This is a genomic window from Rhodococcus sp. UNC363MFTsu5.1, from assembly GCF_000686785.1.
Taxonomy (GTDB): Bacteria; Actinomycetota; Actinomycetes; order Mycobacteriales; family Mycobacteriaceae; genus Rhodococcus_G; species Rhodococcus_G maanshanensis.
Genome location: NZ_JMLO01000009.1, coordinates 41,133 through 64,158 on the forward strand (window position 1 = coordinate 41,133; position 23,026 = coordinate 64,158).

The following is a 23,026-nucleotide window of genomic DNA, read 5'->3' on the forward strand; positions in this document are numbered from 1 at the left end:
GCGCCCGCACGCGCCTGCCACTAGGAGGCACCGCACATGACGGCCAGCACCCCATCGAGTCGCCGCGAGGCGCCGGACCGCAACCTGGCGATGGAGCTGGTCCGCGTCACCGAGGCGGGCGCGCTGGCCGCGGGCCGCTGGGTCGGCAAGGGCGACAAGGAGGGCGGCGACGGTGCCGCCGTCGACGCCATGCGTCAGCTCGTGAGCAGCGTGTCCATGCGCGGCGTCGTGGTGATCGGCGAGGGCGAGAAGGACGAGGCGCCCATGCTCTACAACGGCGAAGAGGTCGGCAACGGCGACGGCCCTGACTGTGACTTCGCGGTCGACCCCGTCGACGGCACCACGCTGATGTCCAAGGGCATGCCGAACGCGATCTCCGTCCTCGCGGTCGCCGAGCGCGGCGCCATGTTCGACCCGTCCGCCGTGTTCTACATGGAGAAGATCGCCGTCGGCCCCGACGCCGCCGACGTCATCGACATCACCGCGCCGGTCGCCGAGAACATCAAGCGCATCGCGAAGGTCCGCAAGTCCTCGGTCTCCGACGTCACCGTCTGCATCCTGGATCGCCCGCGGCACGCACAGCTGATCTCCGACGTCCGCGCGACCGGCGCCCGGATTCGGCTGATCTCCGACGGCGACGTCGCGGGCGCCATCGCCGCGGCCCGCCCGGACTCCGGCACCGACATGCTGATCGGCATCGGCGGCACCCCCGAGGGCATCATCGCCGCGGCCGCCATGCGCTGCATGGGTGGCGCACTGCAGGGCCGGCTCGCCCCGACCGACGACGCCGAGCGCCAGAAGGCCATCGACGCGGGCCACGACCTGGATCGGGTGCTGCTCACCGAGGACCTGGTCTCCGGCGAGAACGTCTTCTTCACCGCGACCGGCGTCACCGACGGTGACCTGCTGCGCGGCGTCCGCTACAGCGGCGGCGGCGCGCACACCCAGTCGATCGTCATGCGTAGCAAGTCCGGCACCGTCCGGATGATCGACGCCTACCACCGCCTGTCCAAGCTGCGCGAGTACTCCTCGGTCGACTTCGACGGCGACCCGGACGCCCAGTTCCCCATGCCCTGAGGCGCTCCGCGCCTGTGAGTCCTTTTGGTCCGCATAGGGGCCAAAAGGACTCACAGGCGGCGAAGCCGCTTCGGTGGCAAGCTGCTAGGTATGACTGAGAACGCCGAATCGCAGTTCCGCATCGAGCACGACACCATGGGCGAGGTCCGGGTCCCGATCGACGCGCTGTGGCGGGCTCAGACCCAGCGCGCGGTGGAGAACTTCCCGATCAGCGGCCGCGGCCTCGAACGCGCCCAGATCCGGGCGATGGGCCTGCTCAAGGCCGCCTGCGCGCAGGTCAACAAGGACCTCGGCCTGCTCGACGCCGTCAAGGCCGACGCCATCATCTCCGCCGCCAACGAGATCGCCGAGGGCAGGCACGACGACCAGTTCCCGATCGACGTGTTCCAGACCGGCTCGGGCACCAGCTCCAACATGAACGCCAACGAGGTCATCGCGTCGATCGCGAAGGCGAACGGGGTCGAGGTGCACCCCAACGATCACGTCAACATGTCACAGTCCTCGAACGACACCTTCCCCACCGCCACCCACCTGGCGGCCACGGAGTCCGCGGTGAAGGCGCTGATCCCCGCGCTCGACCATCTGCGGCTGGCGCTGTTCGACAAGGCCGCCGAATGGAAGTCCGTCGTCAAGTCCGGGCGGACCCATCTCATGGACGCCGTGCCGGTCACCCTCGGGCAGGAGTTCGGCGGCTACGCCCGACAGGTCGAGGCAGGCATCGAACGGATCATGTCCGCCCTCCCCCGTCTCGGCGAGCTCCCGATCGGCGGCACCGCGGTCGGCACCGGGCTCAACGCCCCCGACGGATTCGGCCCGATGGTGGTCGCCGAACTCGTCAGCGCCACCGGGATCGACGCCCTCTCCCCCGCGCGCAACAGCTTCGAGGCTCAGGCCGCGCGCGACGGGTTGGTCGAGGCGTCGGGTGCACTGCGGACCATCGCGGTCTCGCTCACCAAGATCGCGAACGACATCCGCTGGATGGGTTCGGGCCCGCTGACCGGACTCGGCGAGATCCGACTCCCCGACCTGCAGCCCGGCTCGTCGATCATGCCAGGCAAGGTGAATCCCGTTCTGCCGGAAGCGGTCACGCAGGTGGCCGCGCAGGTCGTCGGCAACGATGCGGCCGTCGCCTGGGGCGGCGCGGCGGGCGCCTTCGAGCTCAATGTGTACATCCCGATGATGGCCCGCAACCTGCTCGAGTCATTCCGCTTGCTCGCCAACGTCTCTCGACTGTTCGCCGACAAGTGCGTCTCCGGCCTCGTCGCCAACACGGAGCATCTCAGGACGCTCGCGGAGTCGTCGCCGTCGATCGTGACGCCGCTGAACTCCGCGATCGGCTACGAGGAGGCCGCCGCCGTCGCGAAGGAGGCGCTCAAGGAGCGCAAGACGATCCGCCAGACGGTGATCGACCGCGGGCTTGTCCCCGAGAAGCTGACCGAGGCGGAGCTCGACAGCCGTCTCGACGTCCTCGCGATGGCGAAGGTCGAGGAGTAGCCGTCAGGCCGGCCGCGCCTTCCTTGCACGACTCTTGGCCCACAGCATCCGCGCCAGGTAGGCCGGGCTCGGCTCCAACCAGCCGAGTTGCTCGGCCATGCCCAGATCATCGCGGGTGGCCCAGTGCTCGATCACCAGGCCGTCCTCGAGTCGAACCCAATGCGATTGGGCGACAGCGAAACTCCGGCCCGTCGGCGGGAAGGCCCCGGCGACGGCGCCGCTCTCGTCGAAGTTCAGGAACAGCCCGACGTGGCGCCCGCTCATGGTCACCTCGACCGCAACGAGGTCACCGTCCGCCACCACGTTCCCGACCTCGAAATGCAGGTCCGCGAACGGCTGACGCAGCCACAGCGCTGTCGCATGCCAGGATCCCGGCCCGCGGACCCGGGTGTGCGGCGGCTCGGTCTTGGTCTCGTGGTTGACGGCGTCCGGATGGATGATGGCGTCGAAGTCCTCGCGCCCACCAGCGGCCACGAACTCGATACTGCGCACCGCGATCGACTTCGCGTCCGCCGAGGGGGTAGGTCGATCGCTGTTCACTTCGGCCTCCCTGGCAGTCGACGAGAGCTTGCTCAGTCCGCGATGGCGATGACCGCGCCCGGCTGCAGCCACCGGATCAGCCAGACCAGTGCGCCCTCGCTCACCGCGACGCAGCCCAACGTGGGCTCACCGTTCGAGACGTGCAGGAAGAAGGCACCGCCGCCGCCCGGCACCCGCTCCTTGTTGACGCCCATCACCACCGCGTAGCGGTAGGCGGGGATCTCCAGCTCCTCGCTGGCCGACTCGTCGAAGGCGCAGGACCCCGGGGCGCAGACCTGATGCGTGTTGTAGGTCGCGCTGTCCGGGTCGCCGTCCCACCAGTCGTTCGGACCCACCTTCCGGTACGGCAGGCCGCCGCCCGGGTTCCCGGCCGTGCCGAAGGCCGCGTCCAGGCTGAACACGCCCTCCGGGGTCGCGGGCACGCCGTCCCTCGCAGCATCCGTGAACCCGTCCGCGCCGACCTTTGCGGGCAGGGTCGGGGAGATGCGGTGCCAGCCGAGCGGGGACCGCTGCCAGGCCTCCAGGGTGGCGTCCGAGCCGCCCGAACCACGGACGGCGATGACCTGGGTTGCCCCGCCGACGGCCCCGTCGAACCAGGGCCCCTGAGCCAGGGCGTGCGGCGCACAGAGCAGCGCCAGCACCGTTGCGATGACGGTCGAGAGGATCGCGCTCGCCAATTTGCGCACACCACATGGTGTCCCGCGAGGCACGCGTGGTCAAGCATCCGGCCGATTCGGATCCGGTGGCGGACGAGCAGCAGTCGCAGAACTCGGCGGCTGTCCGACCCTCCGCCCGGCGCATTCGACCGGTACGGTCGGGACACCGTCACCCACTGACCACACGAGCGATCGGATCGACATGAGTCGGATAGACCTCGAATCGAGTTCCGTCGACACACCCGCCGACGTCCTGGTCGTGCGCGGGTTCCTGGCCGCCCTGGCAAGTGCCGATGTCGACGCCGCGGCCGCGTACCTGCACCCCGAAATCGCCTGGCACAACGTCTCGCTGCCGATCCTGCGCGGATACCCTCTGGTGACCAGGGTGCTGCGGCAGCTCGCCCGCCCCGGCCTCCGATTCGACGTGATCATGCACCACGCGGCGGGCGAGAACGGCGTGGTCCTCACCGAGCGCACCGACCTGCTCGGCGTCGGACCGCTCAACGCCGAGTTCTGGGTGTGCGGCACGTTTGAGCTGCGCGACGGCAAGATCGCGGTCTGGCGGGACTACTTCAGCATCCGCGACGTCGTCCGCGGCATCCTGGTCGGCGCGGCAAGGGCCGTGACCGGCAGGCGTGGCGGACGCGGCACGGGCTACCTCAGCGAGGTCTCCGCGCTGCGCGGTTGAGAAGTCGGCGTCCGAACAGCTGCCCGTCAATCGTAGAACGACGCCGGGTCCACCTCGGCGAGGGCGATCCAGTCCCGCTGCTCCCGCGACCCCGGACCGGCCGAGCCGAGGGCGACCGAGGCATCGGACCGCAACCGGACGGCCAGCGCCGGTTCCTCGTCGATCAGCTGAACGAGGGCATAGACGGTCGCCAGGTGGTGCAGGCATGGCGCCCGGCGACCCGTGCAGGCACACGTCGCCCCGCACTCCGCCGGTGTCGCGGCGACCACGATGCCTGCCCCCTGCAGCTGCGCCACCAGCGCGTCCGGGAGATCACCCGACGCGCCGCCGTCGCCGAGCCCGGCCGCGCCGAGTACCTCGCGCACCCGCACCAACGCATCCGCATCCCAGCGTGGCACCTCGAGGGTGATCGCGTAGGACTTCTGCTTCACCGCCACCTCTGCGTCGACCCGGCCCGCCGATACGTCCGTGAGAGTCACCGCGCCACCCCTGGCCAGTCTCCGCGCCTGGGGCAGCTGCGCATTCGGCGCGGAGGCGGCCGTCGACTCGATCGTGCGAAGCCAGACCCGCCCCCACGCCGTTGCGCCGAACTCTGCGCCCGTCATCGAGCACCCACCGCGTCGAGGTCGAGCAGCGAGCGCAGCTCGTCGTCGGCCAGCTCGGCCAGCTCGACCTCCGAGTTCCGCGAAATCGATTCCGCCAGAGCGCGCTTCGATTCGTGCATCGAGGCGATGTGGTCCTCGATGGTGCCGCCGGTGACGAGGGAGTACACGTTCACCGTTCGGCGTTGGCCAATCCGGTGCGCCCGGTCCGTGGCCTGGTCCTCGACCGCGGGATTCCACCATCGGTCGTAGTGCACGACATGGCTGGCCCGGGTCAGATTCAGGCCGAATCCCGCCGCCCGCAGGCTCAGGATGAGCACGGGCGGCGCGTCGGGACCGTCCTGGAACTCCAGGACCATCCGGTCCCGGGCCCGTGCGCTCAGACCACCGTGCAGGAAGGGGATCACGCCGACCCCGAGCTCGGTGGTCAGGTGCGTCGACAACAGCTCCCCCATCGTGCGGTACTGGGTGAACACCAGGGCCCGGTCGCCGTCTTCGACCATCTCCGAGAGCATTTCGGTAGCCCGGTCGAACTTGCCCGACCTACCGCGCAGCGCGCCTCCGTCGCCGAGGAGCTGTTCGGGATGGTTGCAGACCTGCTTCAGGGTGGTCAGCAGTGCGAGCACGTTGCCGCGCCGGGCGATCCCACTGCCGAGCCCCGCGTCGAACGCGCGCTCCACCGCGTGACGGTACAGCCGAACCTGCTCGTCGGACAGCGTGCACGCGACGGTCGAGTACTGCTTGTCCGGTAGCTCGGTGGCCACCTCGGCCTTGGTGCGCCGCAGCACGTGTGGCGCGATGAGTGCGCCGAGCCGGGCCGCGGCCGTCGCCGATCGTCGGGACTCGATCGGGACGACGAAGCGCTGACGGAAGCGTGCCCTGGTTCCCAACAGTGCCGGGTTGACCGCGCGGAAGATCGACCACAGGTCGTCGAGCCGGTTCTCGACCGGGGTGCCGGTCACGGCGACCCGAATCCGCGCGGACAGCCGCGCCGCCGCCCTGGCCGCGAGGGAATCGGGATTCTTGATCTGCTGCGCCTCGTCGAATATGACAGCGTCCCATGGCACTTCGCCCAGTCGGTCGACGTCCGAGCGCAGCAGTCCGTAGCTGGTCAGTACCACGGTTCCCGGGCTCACCGTCGCGGGCAGAGCCCTGCCCGCGCCGTGATGGACGATCACCGGGACGTCGGGGGCGAACCGCGCGAGCTCGCGACGCCAGTTCCCGACCACCGAGGTCGGGCACACCACCAGATGTGGACCCCGGTCGTTTCGGGTGGCGAGCACGCAGATGGCCTGCAGCGTCTTGCCGAGCCCCATCTCGTCGGCGAGGATGCCGCCACCCACCTCGTCGAGCGCAAGGAGCCAGGCGACCCCCTGGACCTGATACGGCCTCAGCGTGGCGCGGACACGTGCCGCCGCCAGATCGTCGGTGGTCCGTGCCGCCGAGATGAAGCTGTTCAGCAGGGCGACCGCGGTGTGGATCGCCGACTCGTCCTCGTTCAGCACGGCGTGGGCCGCGGCGGGCATCTGCGCGGCGAGCTCGGCGCGCCGATCCCCGCTCGCTGCCTGGTCCGCGCCCGCGAGGTGCGCGGCCGCGCACCACGAGCGGACGGATCTCCCCACGCCCTCGCCCAGGTCCATCGCCCGCAATGCAGGCAGCGCGTCCACCAGATCGACCAATCGCGCATCGACCGTGCGCGGCGCAACGGCACCGCCGACGGGAACCGCGAACCGGCAGCCGGCCGTCCGGCCGTGCGGCACGCCCAACCGAGCCAGCTCGGCCGCCACATCATCTGTGCCCCACCACGCCATCGCCCCGAGAACCGGGATGAAGGTCGCCTGCAGCAGACTCGGGTGAACCCAGTCCGAATCCTCGTCGATCAATTCGCTCTCACCGTGCACGCCCGCCGATGGTACGTAGACCGCTGCGGTACGCGCCAATGATCCGGACCATGAAAAGCCCTGGTGAGGTGTGTTCATCCCGACATTGACGGGTGTCGATCCGGCGTGTCTGCCTACCAATAGAATTCACCGGATCGACTCACGATCCGGTATCGAAGGGACCACGATGGAAAAGCTCCGCAACTACGGCCTGCTCATCAAGTACGTCGCCACCACCCAGTGGCGCAAGCTCCGCGGCACGGACAAGACGGCTCAGGCACCGGCTCAGGACCAGTCCCCGCAGCAGTAGCAGATGGGGAGGCCCGAGACCGGGCCTCCCCACCCCGCGCGTCAGGCGGTCGGGCCGAACTCCTCGAGCATCTCGGTCACCAGCGCCGCGATCGGCGAGCGCTCGCTACGGGTGAGCGTGACGTGGGCGAAGAGCGGGTGCCCCTTGAGCTTCTCGATCACCGCGGCGACGCCGTCGTGCCTGCCGACCCTCAGGTTGTCGCGCTGGGCGACGTCATGGGTGAGCACCACCCGCGACCCGGTGCCGAGCCGGGACAGCACCGTGAGCAGCACATTGCGCTCGAGGGACTGCGCCTCGTCCACGATCACGAACGAGTCGTGCAGCGACCGGCCGCGAATGTGGGTGAGCGGCAACACTTCCAGCATCCCGCGGCTGATCACTTCGTCCATCACCTCGGGACTCGCCAGGCCGTCGAGGGTGTCGAACACCGCCTGCGCCCACGGCCCCATCTTCTCGCTCTCGCTGCCGGGCAGGTAGCCGAGCTCCTGTCCGCCGACCGCGTACAGCGGCCGGAAGACCACCACCTTCCTGTGGGTGCGACGCTCGAGCACCGCCTCCAGTCCCGCGGTCAGGGCGAGCGCCGACTTGCCGGTGCCTGCCTTGCCGCCGAGCGAGATGATGCCGATGCTCTCGTCGAGCAACAGGTCGAGGGCGATCCGCTGTTCGGCCGAGCGGCCGTGCAGGCCGAAGGCCTCCCGCTCGCCGCGGACCAGCTGTACCCGCTTGTCCGGGGTCACCCGCCCCAGCGCGCTGGAGCTTCCGCCCATCAGCCGGATTCCGGTGTGACAGGGCAGCTCTCGCGCCTCGTCGAGATCGATGACCCCCTCCGAGAACAGCTCGTCGATCCGGGTCGAGGCAACGTCGAGCTCGGTCATCCCCGTCCATCCCGACGGGACCACGTCGTGTGCGTGGTACTCGTCGGCGGGCAGGCCGACCGCGCCCGCCTTGACCCGCAGGGGGATGTCCTTGCTGACCAGGACCACGTCTTTGCCCTCGGCTGCGAAGTTGAGGGCGCAGGCCAGAATCCTGGAATCGTTTGAGTCGGTCCGGAATCCGATCGGCAGGACGGAGGGGTCGGTGTGGTTGAGCTCCACCTGGAGCGTGCCGTAGTCGGAGCCGATCGGAACCGGCTGATCCAGCCGTCCGTGCTCGATCCGCAGGTCGTCGAGCATCCGAAGCGCCTCGCGGGCAAACCATCCCAGCTCGTGGTGGTGGCGTTTGCCCTCCAGCTCCCCGATCACCACCAGGGGCAGGACCACCTCGTGCTCCGCGAAACGTGTGACGGCCCACGGATCCGAGAGCAGAACCGAGGTGTCGAGTACATAGGTGCGAACTGACCGTTCGGGAGACTTCGTGGATGCGGACCTCGGGGAGTTCCCGGCATGTCCGGAATGGGCAGATACGGAGCGTGTTGCGGTCACGTGAGGCTCCTATGCCTGCGCGGCGCCCGCGCAAACTTCAGTTCGCTGGGCCGGTCCGTCCCTGGTGCGTCAATCCGCACGAGGGCCGGGCGCCGGCCCCCTCGCACTGAATACTTCAGCCACGATCAGAACCTCCCGGACAGGCAACTCGTCCGCTGCCTGTTACCGGGGACGCTACTGCGATCGGCGCCCTGCTGCACTCGCAACACGCAGGGCGCCGATGAACGCGTCGTTAACTCCAGCTCAGACGCTAGACCGACTTGGAGAGCAGGCCCCAGTCCTCGAGTCCCTCGTACAGCGGAAGGTCGAGGGCCAGCTTCGAGACCCGGGCGCGCAGCGCCGCGAAATCGGCCTCCGAGCCCTTGGCCAGCGCGGTCGCGATGATGTCCGCGACCTCGGTGAACTCGGCGTCGCCGAACCCACGGGTCGCCAGCGCGGCGGTGCCGATGCGCAGGCCGGAGGTGACCATCGGCGGACGCGGGTCGAAGGGCACCGCGTTGCGGTTGACGGTGATGCCGACCTCGTGCAGCAGATCCTCGCCCTGCTGGCCGTCCAGCGCCGAGTTGCGCAGGTCCACCAGGACCAGGTGCACGTCGGTGCCGCCGGTGAGCACGGAGATGCCCTTGTCCGCGACGTCGGCGCCGGTGAGACGCTCGGCCAGGATCCGGGCGCCGGACAGGGTGCGGGCCTGACGGTCCTTGAACTCCTCGGTGCCCGCGATCTTGAGCGAGACGGCCTTCGCGGCGATGGCGTGCATGAGCGGCCCGCCCTGCTGACCGGGGAACACCGCGGAGTTGATCTTCTTGGCCCACTCCTGCTTGGCCAGGATCAGGCCGGAGCGGGGGCCACCGAGGGTCTTGTGCACGGTGGTGGACACGACGTCCGCGTAGGGCACCGGCGACGGGTGCAGGCCAGCCGCGACCAGACCGGCGAAGTGCGCCATGTCGACCCACAGGTAGGCCCCGACCTCGTCCGCGATGGACCGGAACTCGGCGAAGTCCTCGTGCCGCGGGTACGCGGACCAGCCGGCGACGATCACCTTCGGCTTCTCGGCCACGGCGATCTTGCGGACCTCGTCCATGTCGATGCGGTGGTCTTCCTTGCTGACCCCGTAGGACGCGACGTCGTAGAGCTTGCCGGAGAAGTTGAGCTTCATCCCGTGCGTCAGGTGGCCGCCGTGCGCCAGGTCGAGGCCGAGCAGCTTCTCGCCCGGGTTCATCAGCGCCATCAGCACCGCGGCGTTCGCCTGCGCGCCCGAGTGCGGCTGGACGTTCGCGAACTCAGCGCCGAAGAGCTCCTTGGCACGGTTGCGCGCCAGGTCCTCGATGACGTCGACGTGCTCGCAGCCGCCGTAGTAGCGGCGGCCGGGGTAGCCCTCGGCGTACTTGTTGGTCAGCACGCTGCCCTGGGCCTGCAGCACCGCGCGCGGCACGAAGTTCTCGGACGCGATCATCTCGAGCGTGTCGCGCTGACGGGCCAGCTCGCCGTTCATCGCGGCCGCGACCTCGGGATCGAGTTCGGCGAGCGAAGCATTGTTGACGTCGGTGCTGGGCACAGCGGTCATCGAGGAATCTCCAAGCGGGAGCTACGGCAGGGGCATGCCCAGTCTAGGCAATGGCTGTCAGCGCAGCGCAGACGGGATCAGCGGCTCGTCCAGCAACCGCCGGAACATCTCGGAACGGCCCGCGGCGTCGACTCCGCGATCGAGCCAGCTGCCGAGCAGCCGGTAGCCCTCGACGTAGGTGCTGATGTAGGCGCGCCACAGCGGGTCGGACAGGAATCGCAGCGTCTGCCGGGCCCGTTCCGGGGTGGACAGGGTCCACCGCTGCAGGAACGCGGCGACGTCGTCCTGACTTCGGCCGCGATCGTGCAGCAGCAGGGCCGCATCCTGCCGGACCCCGAGCAGCGACGCCGACGCGTCGGCCAGCCGCTCCGCGCGTTCGCCGTCGAAGCGCAGCCCCAGGTCGGCGTAGATCTCCTGGGCCCACGGCCCCCAGCCCGGCCCCACGATCGAGCCGAGCGCGTGGTCCGCGAGCCCCTCCGCCATCAGGCACTGCGGCGTATTGACCAGGAACAGGGTCTGCTCGGCCTGCCCGGCACCGACCAGGCCCGCCTCCTTGCGGCAGTGCTCGGTGTGATGGCCGGGGTAGGACTCGTGGGCGATCAGGTGCGGCAGGTTGGCCATGTGCTGCTTGAGGTCGGAGTTGATCGCCACCTTCGACCGGTAGTCGCCGAGGTAGTAGTTGAACCCGGACCAGGGCTTGTCCCCGACCACCTCGTACTCGACCCGTTCGGTCTCGGGCAGCGCGTACTCCGCCCGCACCCGGTCGCGCAGCGCGCTGGAGAAAGCTTCGACGCACTCCGGCAGCCGCTCCGGCGGGATCTCGTCGGCGGCGCGGTGGGCCTGCAGCCGCTCGGCAAGCGGGCGCGCGGAATCGCCGGCCAGCACCTCGTCCATCGCGCGGTGCGCCGCCCGGTACTCGTCCTCGGAGCCCGGCTCGATGCGCACGTCGAAGTAGGCCTGCACCTCGTCGACGAAGCCGATCTGCTCGCCCGCGAACTTGCGTGCGGAGCACTCAAGCGCGCGCAGGTGAACCTCGAGGAACGCGGCCCGTTCGGCGGACAGCCCGGAGCCGGCCACCTCGTCACGCAGTTCCGCGGCGCGGCGCGCGAGCTGGCGCGGGTCGGGCGCCGGCGCGTTCTCCACCTGCCTGCGCAGCGCCTGGTCACCGGTGAAGGCGTCGACGAAACCCTCCTCCAGCCGGTCGAAACCGAGTCCGAGCAGCAGGTATTCGCGGACGAGTGCAACGGGGTCCATGGTCGTCCACCCTAACCACCGGCGAGTTGCCCCACCCGCCGCCGCCACGCACAGTGGTGTCGAGCACAATCCGACTATGCAGAGCGAGATCCAGGTGCGCGCATGGCACGAGTGAGCGAGAGCAGCCCCTACGTCGAGTTCGACCGCAAGCAATGGCGAACCCTGCGTAAGTCGACACCGCTCGTGCTCACCGAGGAAGAGCTCCTCGGCCTGCGCGGCCTCGGCGAACAGATCGACCTCGACGAGGTCGCCGAGGTCTACCTCCCGCTCTCCAGGCTCATCCACCTCCAGGTGGCCGCGCGGCAGCGCCTGTTCGCCGCGACCGCGACGTTCCTCGGCGAGAAGCACCCGGATCGACAGGTGCCCTTCGTGATCGGCGTGGCGGGCAGCGTCGCGGTTGGCAAGTCCACCACCGCCCGCGTGCTGCAGGCCCTACTCGCGCGATGGGATCACCACCCGCGCGTCGATCTGGTCACCACGGACGGCTTCCTCTACTCGACGGCCGAGCTGACGCGCCGGGGCCTCATGCACCGCAAGGGTTTTCCCGAGAGCTACGACCGCCGCAAGCTGCTGCGCTTCGTCACCGAGGTCAAGTCCGGCGCGGAAGAGGTCGCGGCGCCGGTGTACTCACACGTCTCGTACGACATCCTGCCCGGCCAGTACCACCTGGTGCGCCAGCCCGACATCCTGATCATCGAGGGCCTCAACGTCCTGCAGACCGGCCCGCGCCTGATGGTCTCTGACCTGTTCGACTTCTCGATCTACGTCGACGCGCGGATCGAGGACATCGAGCGTTGGTACATCAAGCGTTTCCTCGCGCTGCGGAAGACGTCGTTCGCGGACCCGACGTCGCACTTCCACCACTACTCCGGGCTGTCCGACGAGCACGCCACCCTGGCCGCGGACGACATCTGGAACTCGATCAACCGGCCGAACCTGGTCGAGAACATCCTGCCGACCCGCCCACGCGCCACGCTGGTGCTCCGCAAGGACGCCGACCACTCCATCAACCGGCTGCGGCTGCGCAAGCTGTAGGGCGGCTACGCCGCCCGTGCGCGGTTGACGAGTCTCAGGACTCGTCAACCGCGCACGGGCGCGGAGCGCCTATGCGCCGAAGCGGCGGTGCCGGGCCGCGTAGTCACGCAGCGCGCGCAGGAAGTCGACGTGCCGGAACTCCGGCCAGTACGCCTCGGTGAACCAGATCTCGGAGTACGCGCTCTGCCACAGCAGGAAGCCGGACAGTCGCTGCTCCCCCGAGGTGCGGATCACCAGGTCCGGATCCGGCTGCCCGGAGGTGTAGAGGTGCCCGTCGATGCCCTTCACGGACATCGCCCCGACCAGCGCCTCGCCGGACAGGCCCTCGTCGAGCTTCTCGCGCAGCAGCGACTGCACGGCGTCGGCGATCTCCTGCCTGCCTCCGTAGCCGACCGCGACGTTGACGTGTGTGCCGGTGCGCCCGGCGGTGCGCTCGGCAGCCTCCCGCAGGCGGCGGGCCTGATCCTCCGGGAGCAGGTCGAGGGTGCCGACTATCTTGACGCTCCAGTTCTGCCCCGGGCCCGAGATCTCTTCCACCACATCGGTGATGATCTCGAGGAGGGTGTCGAGCTCCTCCGGTTCGCGCCGCAGGTTCTCGGTGGAGAGCAGGTAGATGGTGGCCATCTCGATGCTTGCCTGGTCGCACCAGCCGAGCAACTCGGCGATCTTCAGCGCACCCATCCGGTGACCGTGGCTGACGTCGGTGAAACCGTTCTCCCTCGCCCACCGGCGGTTGCCATCGCACATCACCGCGACGTGTCGCGGGTGCTGGAGCCCCTCGAGCTGACGGCGCAGGCGTCGCTCGTAGATGCTGTACAGCAGGTTCGGGACCTTCACCTGGACATCACCACGAGAGCCCACATTACGCGGCTCGGGTGCGGCCCCGACGGCCGCCGCTGTAATCGTCGTCTCACCCCGTTTCGGGCGGTTCCGGTGGCCGCTACAGTGACCACCGACGCCCGAACCTACGCCACCGTAGGTTCACGACCGCCCGGGAGCAGCAATGTCCGAACTCGACCTCGCAGCGCCGCCGGTGAAGCCGCGGATGCGGGGCTGGATCCACCTGTGGGCATTCGTCGTCGCGGTGATCGCGTGCGCCGCGCTCGTCGCCTTTGCCGCGCAGGAATCCGGTCGGGCCGCCGTCGCGACCGCGATCTACTCCGTGACGGTGTGCGGGGTGTTCGGCGTGAGTGCCACGTACCACCGGGTGCACTGGACGACCGTGCGCAGCCGGATCTGGATGAAGCGCGCCGACCACTCGATGATCTTCCTGTTCATCGCGGGCAGCTACACGCCGTTCGCACTGCTCGCACTGCCGCGCGAGACCGGCCGGACACTGCTGGCCGTGGTGTGGGCCGGCGCGCTGGCCGGGGTGGCGCTGAAGATGCTGTGGCCAACCGCGCCGCGCTGGGTCGGCGTCCCGCTCTACCTGATCCTCGGGTGGGCGATCGTGCCGGTCGCGGGACAACTGGTCGACGAGGTCGGTTGGCTGCCGCTGATCCTGCTCGCGGTCGGCGGGGTCCTCTACAGCGTCGGCGCGATCCTCTACGCCACCAAGTGGCCGAATCCCTGGCCCGCCACCTTCGGCCACCACGAGTTCTTCCACGCGGGCACCGTCATCGCGGCGCTGTGCCACTACATCGCGGTGTGGCTCGTCGTCCTCAACTGAGCATCTCAGTGCGGGCGACACCACGGGTGGACAGGTACGAGTCCGGTCAGGTCCAGCCGCCCCACAGCGCGGCGGTCGGGCGGATGTGCACCACGCGATGCGCTCCATTCTCCGGTCAGCAGCCCTTCGAGATCGGCGCGATGCCGGCGAAGCGGTCCTCGAGGAACTTCAGCGCGCCCGGGAGACCGATCGCCGCAGCCGAGAGGTGATCCGGACTCGAGACCACTTCGGACTGAACGGGCACACCCGCGTCGCAGTAGCGGCGCATCGTCTTGGTGATCGAGTCGACCGGGATCAGCGGGTCGGTGCCGGAATGCCACTCGTACACGGGAGCATTCGGGACGGAGGCCACGTTCTCGACGCCGTTCTCGGCGAGCACCGCCTGCACCGGCGGGCTGTCGAGCAGCGCACGTCCGACCGCGGGGTCGGCGACGTCGGCGATGGATCGACCGGCGCCGGAGAGGATGATCTCGTTGGTGCACGCGTTCGCGATGCGGTCCCGCAGGTCCCGGCCAACCTGGTTGAGCTGGCTGCTGACCGGCATCCGGTCCGGATACTCGCGCTCGAGGCCGAGCGCGGCGGCCATCGCCAGCCCGAACACGGGATGCCTTTGCTCTCCGAGGGCCTTGGCCATCTTGTCGATGTTCATCGGGGCACCGCCGTAGGCACTGCCGGCGAGCTCGAGCTCCGGCGCGTAGGTCGGGGCGATCGCGGCGGCCATCGCGGTGGCCATGCCGCCGCCGGAGTAACCGGCCATACCGACCGGGCTCTCGGCAAGCCCGAGCGCGGAGTACCGCTGCGCCGCGCGGATCCCGTCGAGGGTGATCTGCCCACCGACCTTCGCCGCACCGTACGCGCTGTTGGGCCCGAGGTGATCGGGGACGGCCACCGACCAACCCTTCTGGATTGCGAAGTTCAACGCGGGCGTCGCTCGTATCGCGGGCTCCTGATCGTCGGCGTACATCGCCGTCGACGGCGCGCACCCGAGCCCGAGGGCATTGATGATCTGCTGATAGGACAGCAGCGGGCGCCCCGGTGCGGCTTCCCGCGGCGAGAAGACGGTGGTCACCGCCGAGATTGGCTTGCCCTCCGAGCTGGTCGACCGGAACTTCAGTTGCACCGCATCGGTGTCGATGAACCCGAAAGGCGCGGGCACCGACCGCGCGGCGAGTATGTCGCCCGGCTGCCGGTCCGCGATGTCGGAAGGCGTTCCGTAGAAGGCATCCTGAAGCGAGACCGGATAGACGATCGGGTCCGCGCCGCCGGCAGGCGCCGCGCTTGCGGCCGGCGCCGCCGCGAGGACAACCGCGGCGGCGGCAGACACGGCGATCACGGCACCGATCGCCTGAGTCCTGGATCGTCCAGTGGCAGTTCGCATTCTCATCCTTCGTCGGGTACCCAGCACGGTGCGCCCAACCTGAAGGCTGCTGGATACATGGCAGGTATGTGTCAGCCCGGCCAAACGGGTGCGCGCGGACCGTGTTGACCGAGGCCGAGGTCGCCGTCGCGGGCGGATGCGCTGTGGCTGGCATCCGCAGCCGAACTCACATTGGGTGTCACGGAAATTCATGGAGTGTCACTCAGAACCATTGGGAGAGTTTGCGACTAACTGAAGCGCTCGTTCACCGGGTCCAATGCAGTCCCCTCGCTCCGCACTCCGCAGCTCACAATCGACGCTCCACAAAAGCCGAATGAGTCCCTTCCGTTTACCGGAGGCGGGCCGAGGACGATTGGTTCAATCACCGGCCGCTCCGGGGATTGGGCGGCCGGAACGCATGCGGCGCCGCTCCCTCGGTGTCTTTCCGCCCCACACTCCGAACGGCTCGGCGGCGCCGAGGGCATACTCGAGGCATTCGGCCGCGACCGGACAGCGCTGGCAGACTTCCTTGGCAGCGCGGACGTTTTCCGGCCGACAGCGATCCGGAAAGAACTCGTCCGGTTCCGACTGGGCGCACTTGGCGCCGGCACGCCAGCCCTCGTTGTCGCCGAGCCCAACGGGTGGCCTGATGGCGGGCTGAACCAGATCGGCGCGAGCACCGGCCGCCATTGCGTTGGTCATGCAATATCCCCCATCGTCCCGGATCCATCGGGGCCTGTTTTCCCAGCCGGTCGACCGGAGTTGCACGGGTACCGATGTCGCACTGGCCGACCGCCCGAACACCGGATCCGCACCTGCGCCGCGCTGGAGCCGAAGCCCCCGATGAGCCGAGGCCGCCCGTGCCACCGACAGGGGCCGGTACAACACACGAACGCCAGGCCCTCAAGGTGGTGATCGCGCACGAGATGGACGCCCACAGTAGACGTCCACGTGGATCGACACTAGGGCGAATGGCAGCAGAACTGAAACAACAGATTCACGACGAATCGACAAGGCGCTGTTGTCAATAGGGGTTTCGGGCCAGCAGGGACGGTGCTTCCGGGTGTGTGTGGAGCGCCGGCGTTGTTAGCGCGCCAACGCTGCCCTCAGCTCGTCGACACCGGTCGCGGGCCGGTCGCAGACGAACCCACGACACACATAGGCGGCCGGTTTCCCGTCGACCAGCGGGCGGTCGACGAGCAGCGGGGACGTGTCCGGCGCACCACCGATCACCACCGCCCCACCCGGCGCCTCGCGTCGGGCCGTGTCCAGCAGGTCGGCGCCGTCACCGGTCATCGACACCGCGACCTGAATCGGTCCGCGCACCGAGGCCTCGGCCACGGCCAGCCAGTGGCCCGCGGACCTGGCCGCGCGCGCCAGCAACAGCGCCCCGCGGTCCAGGGTGTCCGCGGCTGCCGCGGCGTACCGGGCGGAACGCTCGGGGCCGGCCAGCGCCGCGGCGGCGAGCAGTGCCTCCGCCATCGTGGACGCTCCCGACGGCGTCGCCCCGTCGAAGGGGTCGCGCGGCCGGGTGATCAGGGCCTCGGCGTCGTCCGCGGTGTCGAACCAGCTGCCAGGCTCCGCGGGATCGGCGAAGTGTTCAATCGCCAGGTCGATGAGTTGCTCTGCGCGGGTGAGCCATTCGAGCTCGCCGGTCGCCTGGTGCAGCGCAAGCAACCCGACCGCCAGCGCACCGTGGTCGTCGAGCACCGCGGCCGCGTCACCGACCACCCCGCCGAGCGAGGCCCGGCGCAGTCGGCCGTCGACCAGGTGCTCGTCGAGCAGTGTCCTGGCGCAGTGCGCCGCGGCCTCGACCCACTCGGGGCGGCCGAGTCCGGCGCCCGCCTCAGCCAGCGCCGTGACGGCGAGCCCGTTCCACGCGGTGACCACCTTGTCGTCACGCCCCGGTTGCGGGCGACCCGACCGCACCTCGAACAGCCTCGACCGCACCGATTCCCAGCGCGCGGGTTCCTCGGGATCGGCGGGCAGCTGCAGCACCGAGGTGCCCGCCTCGAAGGTGCCGGTGGAGCTCACCGCGAGCAGCCCGGCGGCCCACACCCCGTCCTCGAAACCGAGGGCCGCGAGCAGCTCGTCCGGGGTCCACGCGTAGGTCAGGCCCTCGATGCCGTCGGTGTCGGCGTCCAGCGCCGAGGCGAAACAGCCGGACTCGGTGCGCAGGTCCCGCAGCAGGAATTCGACCGTCTCCTCGGCCACCCGGATCGCCAGCGCCGACCCCGTCCGCCGCCCCAGGTGGGCATACGCCCGCAGCAGCTGGGCGTTGTCGTAGAGCATCTTCTCGAAGTGCGGGACCACCCAGTCGGCATCCACCGAGTAGCGCGCGAACCCGCCGCCCAGCTGGTCGTAGATTCCGCCGCGCGCCATCGCCTCCGCGGTACGCTCCACCGCGGCAAGCACTTTCGTGTCTCCGCTGCGCTCGTAGCCGCGCAGCAGCCCCTCCATCAATGCCGACGGCGGGAACTTGGGCGCGACCCCGAATCCACCCCTGTCGCGGTCCTCGTCGCGCAGTGCGGAGACGATCGCGGCGTCGAGCAGGTTCGCGTCGAGGACCACCTGTCCCCCGGGGACACCGGCCGCGTTTGCGGCCAGCTGCGCCGTGATCGCGGCGGATGCCTCCTCGACCTCTCCGCGCCTGCCCCGCCAGGTGTCCGCGATGGCGTCGAGGAGCTGGGTGAAGGACGGCATCCCGCCGCGCGGCACCGTCGGGTAGTAGGTGCCGCAGTAGAACGGCTCGGCCGAGGGGGTCAGGAAGCAGGTCATCGGCCAGCCGCCCTGGCCGGTCATCGCGACCGTCGCGTTCATGTAGACCGCATCGAGGTCCGGCCGCTCCTCGCGGTCCACCTTGATGCAGACGAAATGCTCGTTCATCAGCGCCGCGGTCGCCTCGTCCTCGAAGGACTCGTGGGCCATCACGTGGCACCAGTGGCAGGCGGAGTAGCCGACCGAGAGCAGGATCGGCACGTCGCGCACGCGCGCCCACTCGAGCGCCTCCGGACCCCACTGCTGCCAGTGCACGGGGTTGTCGGCGTGCTGACGCAGGTAGGGGCTTGTCGCCCCGCCGAGAGTGTTCCGTGCCAGGGCCGACATTCCGCGCGGCCTAGCTCGCCGAGCCGGTCGGCGGTTCGGCGTTCTTCCCGTCGGCGGGCGGCTCGCCCGCCGCGCCCCGATCGGTGCCCTCGTCCGCCGCCTGATCGAGCTCGGGATGCTCAGGCTCGAAGGTGTCGGGCAGCTTACGCAGCTGCTTGTTCATCGACCGGACCAGCAGCACCGTGCCGACCAGCAAGGCCACGATGATGACGAAGCCGATCGGTGAGGCCTTGCCGAACTCCGGCCCGACCGGGTTGCTGGGGGTCTGTGCCAGCCAGCCGGCCGCACTTGCCAAGATCACTTCTTCTCCTCGGGGTGGCCGTAGCCGACGTGGTCGATGCCTGCGAACAGGTCGGATTCCGGGATTGCGGTGCGCACCCTCGTCTTCGCTAGCTCGAACTCCTCGGTCGGCCAGATCTTCTGCTGGATCTCCAGCGGCACCGCGAAGAACGAACCGTTGGGGTCGATCTGGGTGGCGTGCGCACGCAGGGCATCGTCGCGCTGCGGGAAGTAGTCACCGCAGACGATCTGTGTGGTCACCCGCGCCATCAGGTCGCCCTGCTCGGTCCGCCACTTCTTCAGCCACTCCGCCATCGGGAACTCCTCACCGCGGCGGTCGTACTCCTCCTGGAACAGGAGCAGGCGCTTGCGGATGAAGCCGTGCGAGTAGTAGAGCTTCAACGGCTCCCACGGCTCCCCCGCCCCGGGAAAACGCTCGGGGTCGCCCGCGGCCTCGTACGCGGCCATCGACACCTCGTGACAGCGGATGTGATCGGGGTGCGGGTATCCGCCGTTCTCGTCATAGGTGGTGATGACGTGCGGACGGAACTCGCGGATCACCTTGACCAGCGCCTCGGTGGACTCGTCCAGCGGCACCAGCGCGAAGCAGCCCTCGGGCAGCGGCGGCAGCGGGTCGCCCTCGGGCAGCCCGGAGTCGACGAAGCCGAGCCAGACCTGCTGGACGCCGAGGATGCGGGCCGCCTCGGCCATCTCCTCCTTGCGCACCTCGCTGATCCGGTCGCGCACGCCCGGGACATCCATCGCGGGGTTGAGGATGTCGCCGCGCTCGCCGCCGGTCAGTGTCACCACCAGGACCTCGTTGCCCTCGGCCGAGTACCGGGCCGTGGTGGCGGCACCCTTGCTCGACTCGTCGTCGGGATGGGCGTGCACGGCCATGAGACGCAATCCGCTCACAGTGCTCCTTCACCTCAGCTTCGCCGGTAGCGACGTGGTGGTCCGACGCCGACGTCCGCCGACAACGCACCGTTGTCCTTCCCCTATAGTTCCACCCGGTACTTCCGCCGTCAGCCGTGGCCCCGCCCCAGCAGCACGCGAGGTACGCCGACCGGGCCGCCGCAGGCCCGGTGCCGCTGTACGAGAGCTGAGCGATATGACCGAGACGCCTCCCGCCGACCGCTACCCGACGCCAACGCGCGATCTGCGCGGATCCCGGGTGGTGGCGATCATCCTGACCATCGGCGTTGTGCTCCTCGGGCTCGCGCTCGCCTTCTTCGCGTACAACAAGTTCGCCGGCGACGACGTCGAGGGTCAATCGATCGCCTACAACCTCGTGGACGAGTCGACGATCAGCATCCGCTTCACCGTGACCCGCGAGGACCCGTCCGAACCCGCCGTCTGCATCGTGCGGGCCAGGTCCAAGGACGGCTCCGAGACCGGCAGGCGCGAGGTGTACCTGGGACCGTCGGACAGCGGCACCGTCGACGTGACCACGCTGATCAGAACGTCTCAGCGGCCCGCCATCGCCGACATCTACGGCTGCGGGACGACCGTGCCGGAGTACCTGACCACCGGCTGACCGGACCTGGCCGCTCCCGGGCCGCACAAGTGCGATTTTCATGGAGAAATCCCTGCTCGTGCTAGAATCCTCGGGTACACGGTTCCGGCTTTGGAACCGTGTATTGCTGCATTTGCGTATAGATGCGTAGCGGCAGGGTGCACCGCTCACTCGACTGAGCGAACCGGGGGGATCCGACCACCGGGGGTAGGGGCGCTCTCGTCGCCGAAGGCCACTGGAGTTCAGTGGCCCGCCCAGGGGACCCGGATGGGTCCCGACTACGAGGAGTGATCGAGCATGACCGAGACCCAGGTGACCTGGCTTACCCAGGAGTCACACGACCGGCTCAAGAGCGAACTCGACCAGCTCATTGCCAACCGCCCGGTCATCGCGGCCGAGATCAACGAGCGACGCGAGGAAGGCGACCTCAAGGAGAACGGCGGCTACCACGCGGCGCGCGAGGAGCAGGGCCAGCAGGAGGCCCGTATCCGCCAGCTCCAGGAGCTGCTCAACAGCGCGAAGGTCGGCGAGGCGCCGACCCAGTCCGGTGTGGCACTGCCCGGTTCCGTGGTCAAGGTCTACTACGACGGCGACAAGTCCGACACCGAGACCTTCCTGATCGCCACCCGCGAAGAGGGCGCCCGCGACAACAAGCTCGAGGTCTACTCCCCCAACTCTCCGCTGGGCAGCGCGCTGCTCGAGGCGAAGGTCGGCGAGACCCGCAAGTACACGCTCCCCAACGGCGGCACCATGGAAGTGACGCTCGTCAGCGCGGAGCCGTACCACAGCTGAGGCGGCAACGCCGCCCGTGCGCTTCTCGCACCCTCACCGGGGTACAGAACGCGCACAATTCGTCATCCCGGACCCCGGTTCGAGCCTCGGCTCGGGCCGGGGTTTCGTGTTGGCGACGAAATCAGGCATCGGTGATCATTGCGCTGCCCCGCGAAACTGGGCGCGATGGGCCGCCGGACTGGTGCCGAGCATGCGGTGGAAGTGGTGGCGCAGGCTCACCGCGCTGCCGAAGCCGGTGTCGCGGGCGATCCGGTCCACCGTCTCGTCGGTCGACTCGAGCAGCAGCCGGGCGTGGTCGGTGCGCTGCTGCAACAACCACTGCTGGGGGCTGGTTCCGGTGCGGTCCCTGAACCGCCGGGTGAAGGTGCGCCGCGACATCAGCGCCCGACGCGACCAGGTTTCCAGGTCGATGCCGGTGTCGAGGTGGGTGCGGGCCCACACCATCGCGTGCTCGATCGGATCGTCGTCGTCGTCCTCGGGCACCGCGACCGGGATGAACTGGGCCTGCGAGCCGTTTCGGTGCGGCGCGGTGACCAGCGACCGGGCCAGATCGGTGGCGGCGCGGGCCCCCAGGTCGCCGCGCACGATGTGCAGGCAGCAGTCCAGCGCCGCGGCGACGCCCGCGGAGGTGATCACGTCACCCAGATCGGTCCAGAGGTTGTCGGCGCGCACGCGCACCTTCGGGAATGCGCGAGCCATCTCCTCGGCCGCGGCCCAGTGGGTGGTGAGTTCGCGACCGTCGGCCAGTCCGGTCGCCGCGATCGCCCAGGAACCCAGGCACAGTCCGACGAGTCGCGCTCCCCTCTCGTGGGCGGCGTGCACCGCCTCGTTCACCGCGGGCGACACCCCGTGTCCGCGGAGCCAGCCGGGGAAGACCACCATGTCAGAGCCTGCCAGCACGTCGAGGTCGTGGCGCACGGTGATGTCGAAACCGGCTGCGGTGGACAGTGTTCCGGGCACTTCGGCGCAGACCTGTACGTCATAGGGCGAGTCGGATTCGACGCCGGTGCCGGATCGGCCGAGCACCAGAGTTGGCACCGCCAGGTGGAACGGGCTGATTCCGTTGAACGCAACAACCGCTACCGACAGCATGACCCGATCTTATCGATGGGTGGCCTACCGGCCACTGTCCAGGCGGGTTGCGGCCTGCAAATGTTCTCGCCGTGACCGGGACGAGCACCCGCGCCCGCACCCGCTGGCGCGGGTTCCACGCTGAGGAGAAGGACTTGCGAAACATGGGGATCGGCAGTCGGTTGCGTGCGATGGCACGCATGCTGCTCGTGTTGGTCGTGCCGGTGCTGGTGCTGGCCGGGTGCTCGGGCGGATCGGACTCCGGCGGCCCCGCGCCGAGCTCGGCGCCCACGACCTCGGCCAAGGTGACCAAGTCGGCGGCACCGACGAGTTCCGTGGCCCCGGACGGACCGCAGGCCGGACCGCAGGCCGGGCCGGAATCGCCGGACGACCACTCGCCCGCCCCGGCGCTCGAATCCTCGTACCACCAGTCGCCGACCCAGGAGATCCCACCGGGATACAACTGCGTGCCGGGCCCGGCATGCGGGACCGACAGGTGCGGCCCCACCGAGTGCGGCATGACCACCGAAGGGTGTCCGCCCGGGGTACCCGTATGCGGGATCGGCAGCAACTGGACGGCTCCCCCGGCCACGACCACCGTCGCACAGCCGTCCACGACCCCGCCTCCGGTGACGTCGAGCGCGGCCCCCTCCCCGGCGAGCGCGTCGACGACCGCACCCAACGACCCCGCACCGGCAGCCGCGCCGCCGCGCTAG

The 23,026-nt window shown here is 69.5% G+C and carries 23 protein-coding genes; 9 read left to right on the forward strand and 14 right to left on the reverse strand.

Features of this window, described 5'->3' with window-relative positions:
* The first annotated feature begins 36 nt into the window (after positions 1-36).
* Both glpX and BR31_RS0111130 read left to right on the forward strand, forming a co-directional pair.
* Positions 37-1,077, forward strand: a complete 1,041-nt coding sequence (gene glpX / locus BR31_RS0111125; RefSeq protein WP_027501030.1) for a class II fructose-bisphosphatase — start codon at positions 37-39, stop codon at positions 1,075-1,077.
* 90 nt (positions 1,078-1,167) lie between these two features.
* Complete coding sequence (locus BR31_RS0111130; RefSeq protein WP_027501031.1) at positions 1,168-2,571, forward strand: class II fumarate hydratase; 1,404 nt, start codon at positions 1,168-1,170, stop codon at positions 2,569-2,571.
* A gap of 3 nt (positions 2,572-2,574) precedes the next feature.
* Here BR31_RS0111130 and BR31_RS0111135 read toward each other — a convergent pair whose 3' ends face one another.
* Complete coding sequence (locus BR31_RS0111135; protein WP_027501032.1) at positions 2,575-3,111, reverse strand: ester cyclase; 537 nt, start codon at positions 3,109-3,111, stop codon at positions 2,575-2,577.
* 32 nt (positions 3,112-3,143) lie between these two features.
* Entirely contained in the window at positions 3,144-3,797 is a 654-nt protein-coding gene (locus BR31_RS0111140) for a L,D-transpeptidase family protein (RefSeq protein ID WP_027501033.1), read from the reverse strand.
* Positions 3,798-3,969: 172 nt separating this feature from the next.
* On the opposite strand from BR31_RS0111140, the gene BR31_RS28265 reads away from it, so the two are divergent.
* Positions 3,970-4,455 carry a limonene-1,2-epoxide hydrolase family protein gene (locus tag BR31_RS28265; RefSeq protein ID WP_051637308.1) on the forward strand — a complete coding sequence of 162 codons (486 nt, stop codon included), beginning with the start codon at positions 3,970-3,972 and terminating at the stop codon, positions 4,453-4,455.
* Positions 4,456-4,481: 26 nt separating this feature from the next.
* Here BR31_RS28265 and BR31_RS0111150 read toward each other — a convergent pair whose 3' ends face one another.
* Positions 4,482-5,060 (reverse strand): hypothetical protein, encoded by a 579-nt coding sequence (locus BR31_RS0111150; RefSeq protein WP_027501034.1) that lies wholly within the window; start codon positions 5,058-5,060, stop codon positions 4,482-4,484.
* Positions 5,057-6,958 (reverse strand): DEAD/DEAH box helicase, encoded by a 1,902-nt coding sequence (locus BR31_RS0111155; RefSeq protein ID WP_231496450.1) that lies wholly within the window; start codon positions 6,956-6,958, stop codon positions 5,057-5,059. Before BR31_RS0111155 ends, BR31_RS0111150 begins: the two co-directional genes overlap by 4 nt.
* Positions 6,959-7,124: 166 nt before the next feature.
* On the opposite strand from BR31_RS0111155, the gene BR31_RS32420 reads away from it, so the two are divergent.
* Positions 7,125-7,247, forward strand: coding sequence for a hypothetical protein (locus BR31_RS32420; protein ID WP_269321343.1), 123 nt, complete (start codon positions 7,125-7,127; stop codon positions 7,245-7,247).
* Positions 7,248-7,288: 41 nt separating this feature from the next.
* On the opposite strand, the gene BR31_RS0111165 is transcribed toward BR31_RS32420, so the two are convergent.
* The 3 genes from BR31_RS0111165 to BR31_RS0111175 all read right to left on the reverse strand — a co-directional run bounded on the left by BR31_RS0111165 (position 7,289) and on the right by BR31_RS0111175 (position 11,486).
* Positions 7,289-8,668, reverse strand: a complete 1,380-nt coding sequence (locus BR31_RS0111165) for an RNA 5'-3' helicase PhoH2 (protein ID WP_027501036.1) — start codon at positions 8,666-8,668, stop codon at positions 7,289-7,291.
* Positions 8,669-8,918: 250 nt separating this feature from the next.
* Positions 8,919-10,232: a serine hydroxymethyltransferase gene (gene glyA, locus BR31_RS0111170; RefSeq protein ID WP_027501037.1), complete on the reverse strand. Its 1,314-nt coding sequence runs from the start codon at positions 10,230-10,232 to the stop codon at positions 8,919-8,921.
* Between the two features lie 57 nt (positions 10,233-10,289).
* Complete coding sequence (locus BR31_RS0111175; RefSeq protein ID WP_027501038.1) at positions 10,290-11,486, reverse strand: hypothetical protein; 1,197 nt, start codon at positions 11,484-11,486, stop codon at positions 10,290-10,292.
* 102 nt (positions 11,487-11,588) lie between these two features.
* Between BR31_RS0111175 and coaA the strand changes: the two genes are divergently transcribed.
* Positions 11,589-12,521, forward strand: a complete 933-nt coding sequence (gene coaA, locus BR31_RS0111180) for a type I pantothenate kinase (RefSeq protein WP_027501039.1) — start codon at positions 11,589-11,591, stop codon at positions 12,519-12,521.
* A gap of 69 nt (positions 12,522-12,590) precedes the next feature.
* Here coaA and BR31_RS0111185 read toward each other — a convergent pair whose 3' ends face one another.
* Entirely contained in the window at positions 12,591-13,358 is a 768-nt protein-coding gene (locus BR31_RS0111185) for an isoprenyl transferase (RefSeq protein WP_027501040.1), read from the reverse strand.
* A 166-nt stretch (positions 13,359-13,524) separates the two neighbouring features.
* On the opposite strand from BR31_RS0111185, the gene trhA reads away from it, so the two are divergent.
* Positions 13,525-14,190, forward strand: coding sequence for a PAQR family membrane homeostasis protein TrhA (gene trhA / locus BR31_RS0111190; RefSeq protein WP_027501041.1), 666 nt, complete (start codon positions 13,525-13,527; stop codon positions 14,188-14,190).
* Between the two features lie 115 nt (positions 14,191-14,305).
* Here trhA and BR31_RS0111195 read toward each other — a convergent pair whose 3' ends face one another.
* The 5 genes from BR31_RS0111195 to mca form a co-directional block, all read right to left on the reverse strand.
* A complete protein-coding gene (locus tag BR31_RS0111195) occupies positions 14,306-15,568 on the reverse strand; it encodes a lipase family protein (RefSeq protein ID WP_081830416.1) in 1,263 nt (420 codons plus the stop codon).
* A 357-nt stretch (positions 15,569-15,925) separates the two neighbouring features.
* Complete coding sequence (locus BR31_RS31025; protein WP_197023594.1) at positions 15,926-16,249, reverse strand: WhiB family transcriptional regulator; 324 nt, start codon at positions 16,247-16,249, stop codon at positions 15,926-15,928.
* Between the two features lie 384 nt (positions 16,250-16,633).
* Positions 16,634-18,652, reverse strand: a complete 2,019-nt coding sequence (locus BR31_RS0111205; RefSeq protein WP_027501044.1) for a thioredoxin domain-containing protein — start codon at positions 18,650-18,652, stop codon at positions 16,634-16,636.
* A gap of 10 nt (positions 18,653-18,662) precedes the next feature.
* On the reverse strand, positions 18,663-18,953 hold the full coding sequence (locus BR31_RS0111210; RefSeq protein WP_027501045.1) for a hypothetical protein: 291 nt from the start codon (positions 18,951-18,953) through the stop codon (positions 18,663-18,665).
* Positions 18,950-19,846, reverse strand: a complete 897-nt coding sequence (mca, locus tag BR31_RS0111215) for a mycothiol conjugate amidase Mca (protein ID WP_027501046.1) — start codon at positions 19,844-19,846, stop codon at positions 18,950-18,952. The genes BR31_RS0111210 and mca overlap by 4 nt, the downstream gene beginning before the upstream one ends.
* Positions 19,847-20,042: 196 nt before the next feature.
* On the opposite strand from mca, the gene BR31_RS0111220 reads away from it, so the two are divergent.
* Positions 20,043-20,468 (forward strand): DUF4307 domain-containing protein, encoded by a 426-nt coding sequence (locus BR31_RS0111220; RefSeq protein ID WP_027501047.1) that lies wholly within the window; start codon positions 20,043-20,045, stop codon positions 20,466-20,468.
* A gap of 276 nt (positions 20,469-20,744) precedes the next feature.
* Positions 20,745-21,239: a transcription elongation factor GreA gene (gene greA / locus BR31_RS0111225; RefSeq protein WP_027501048.1), complete on the forward strand. Its 495-nt coding sequence runs from the start codon at positions 20,745-20,747 to the stop codon at positions 21,237-21,239.
* A gap of 135 nt (positions 21,240-21,374) precedes the next feature.
* On the opposite strand, the gene BR31_RS0111230 is transcribed toward greA, so the two are convergent.
* Entirely contained in the window at positions 21,375-22,331 is a 957-nt protein-coding gene (locus tag BR31_RS0111230; RefSeq protein WP_027501049.1) for a GlxA family transcriptional regulator, read from the reverse strand.
* 71 nt (positions 22,332-22,402) lie between these two features.
* Here BR31_RS0111230 and BR31_RS0111235 point away from each other — a divergent pair, with 71 nt between their 5' ends.
* Entirely contained in the window at positions 22,403-23,026 is a 624-nt protein-coding gene (locus tag BR31_RS0111235; RefSeq protein ID WP_156042440.1) for a hypothetical protein, read from the forward strand.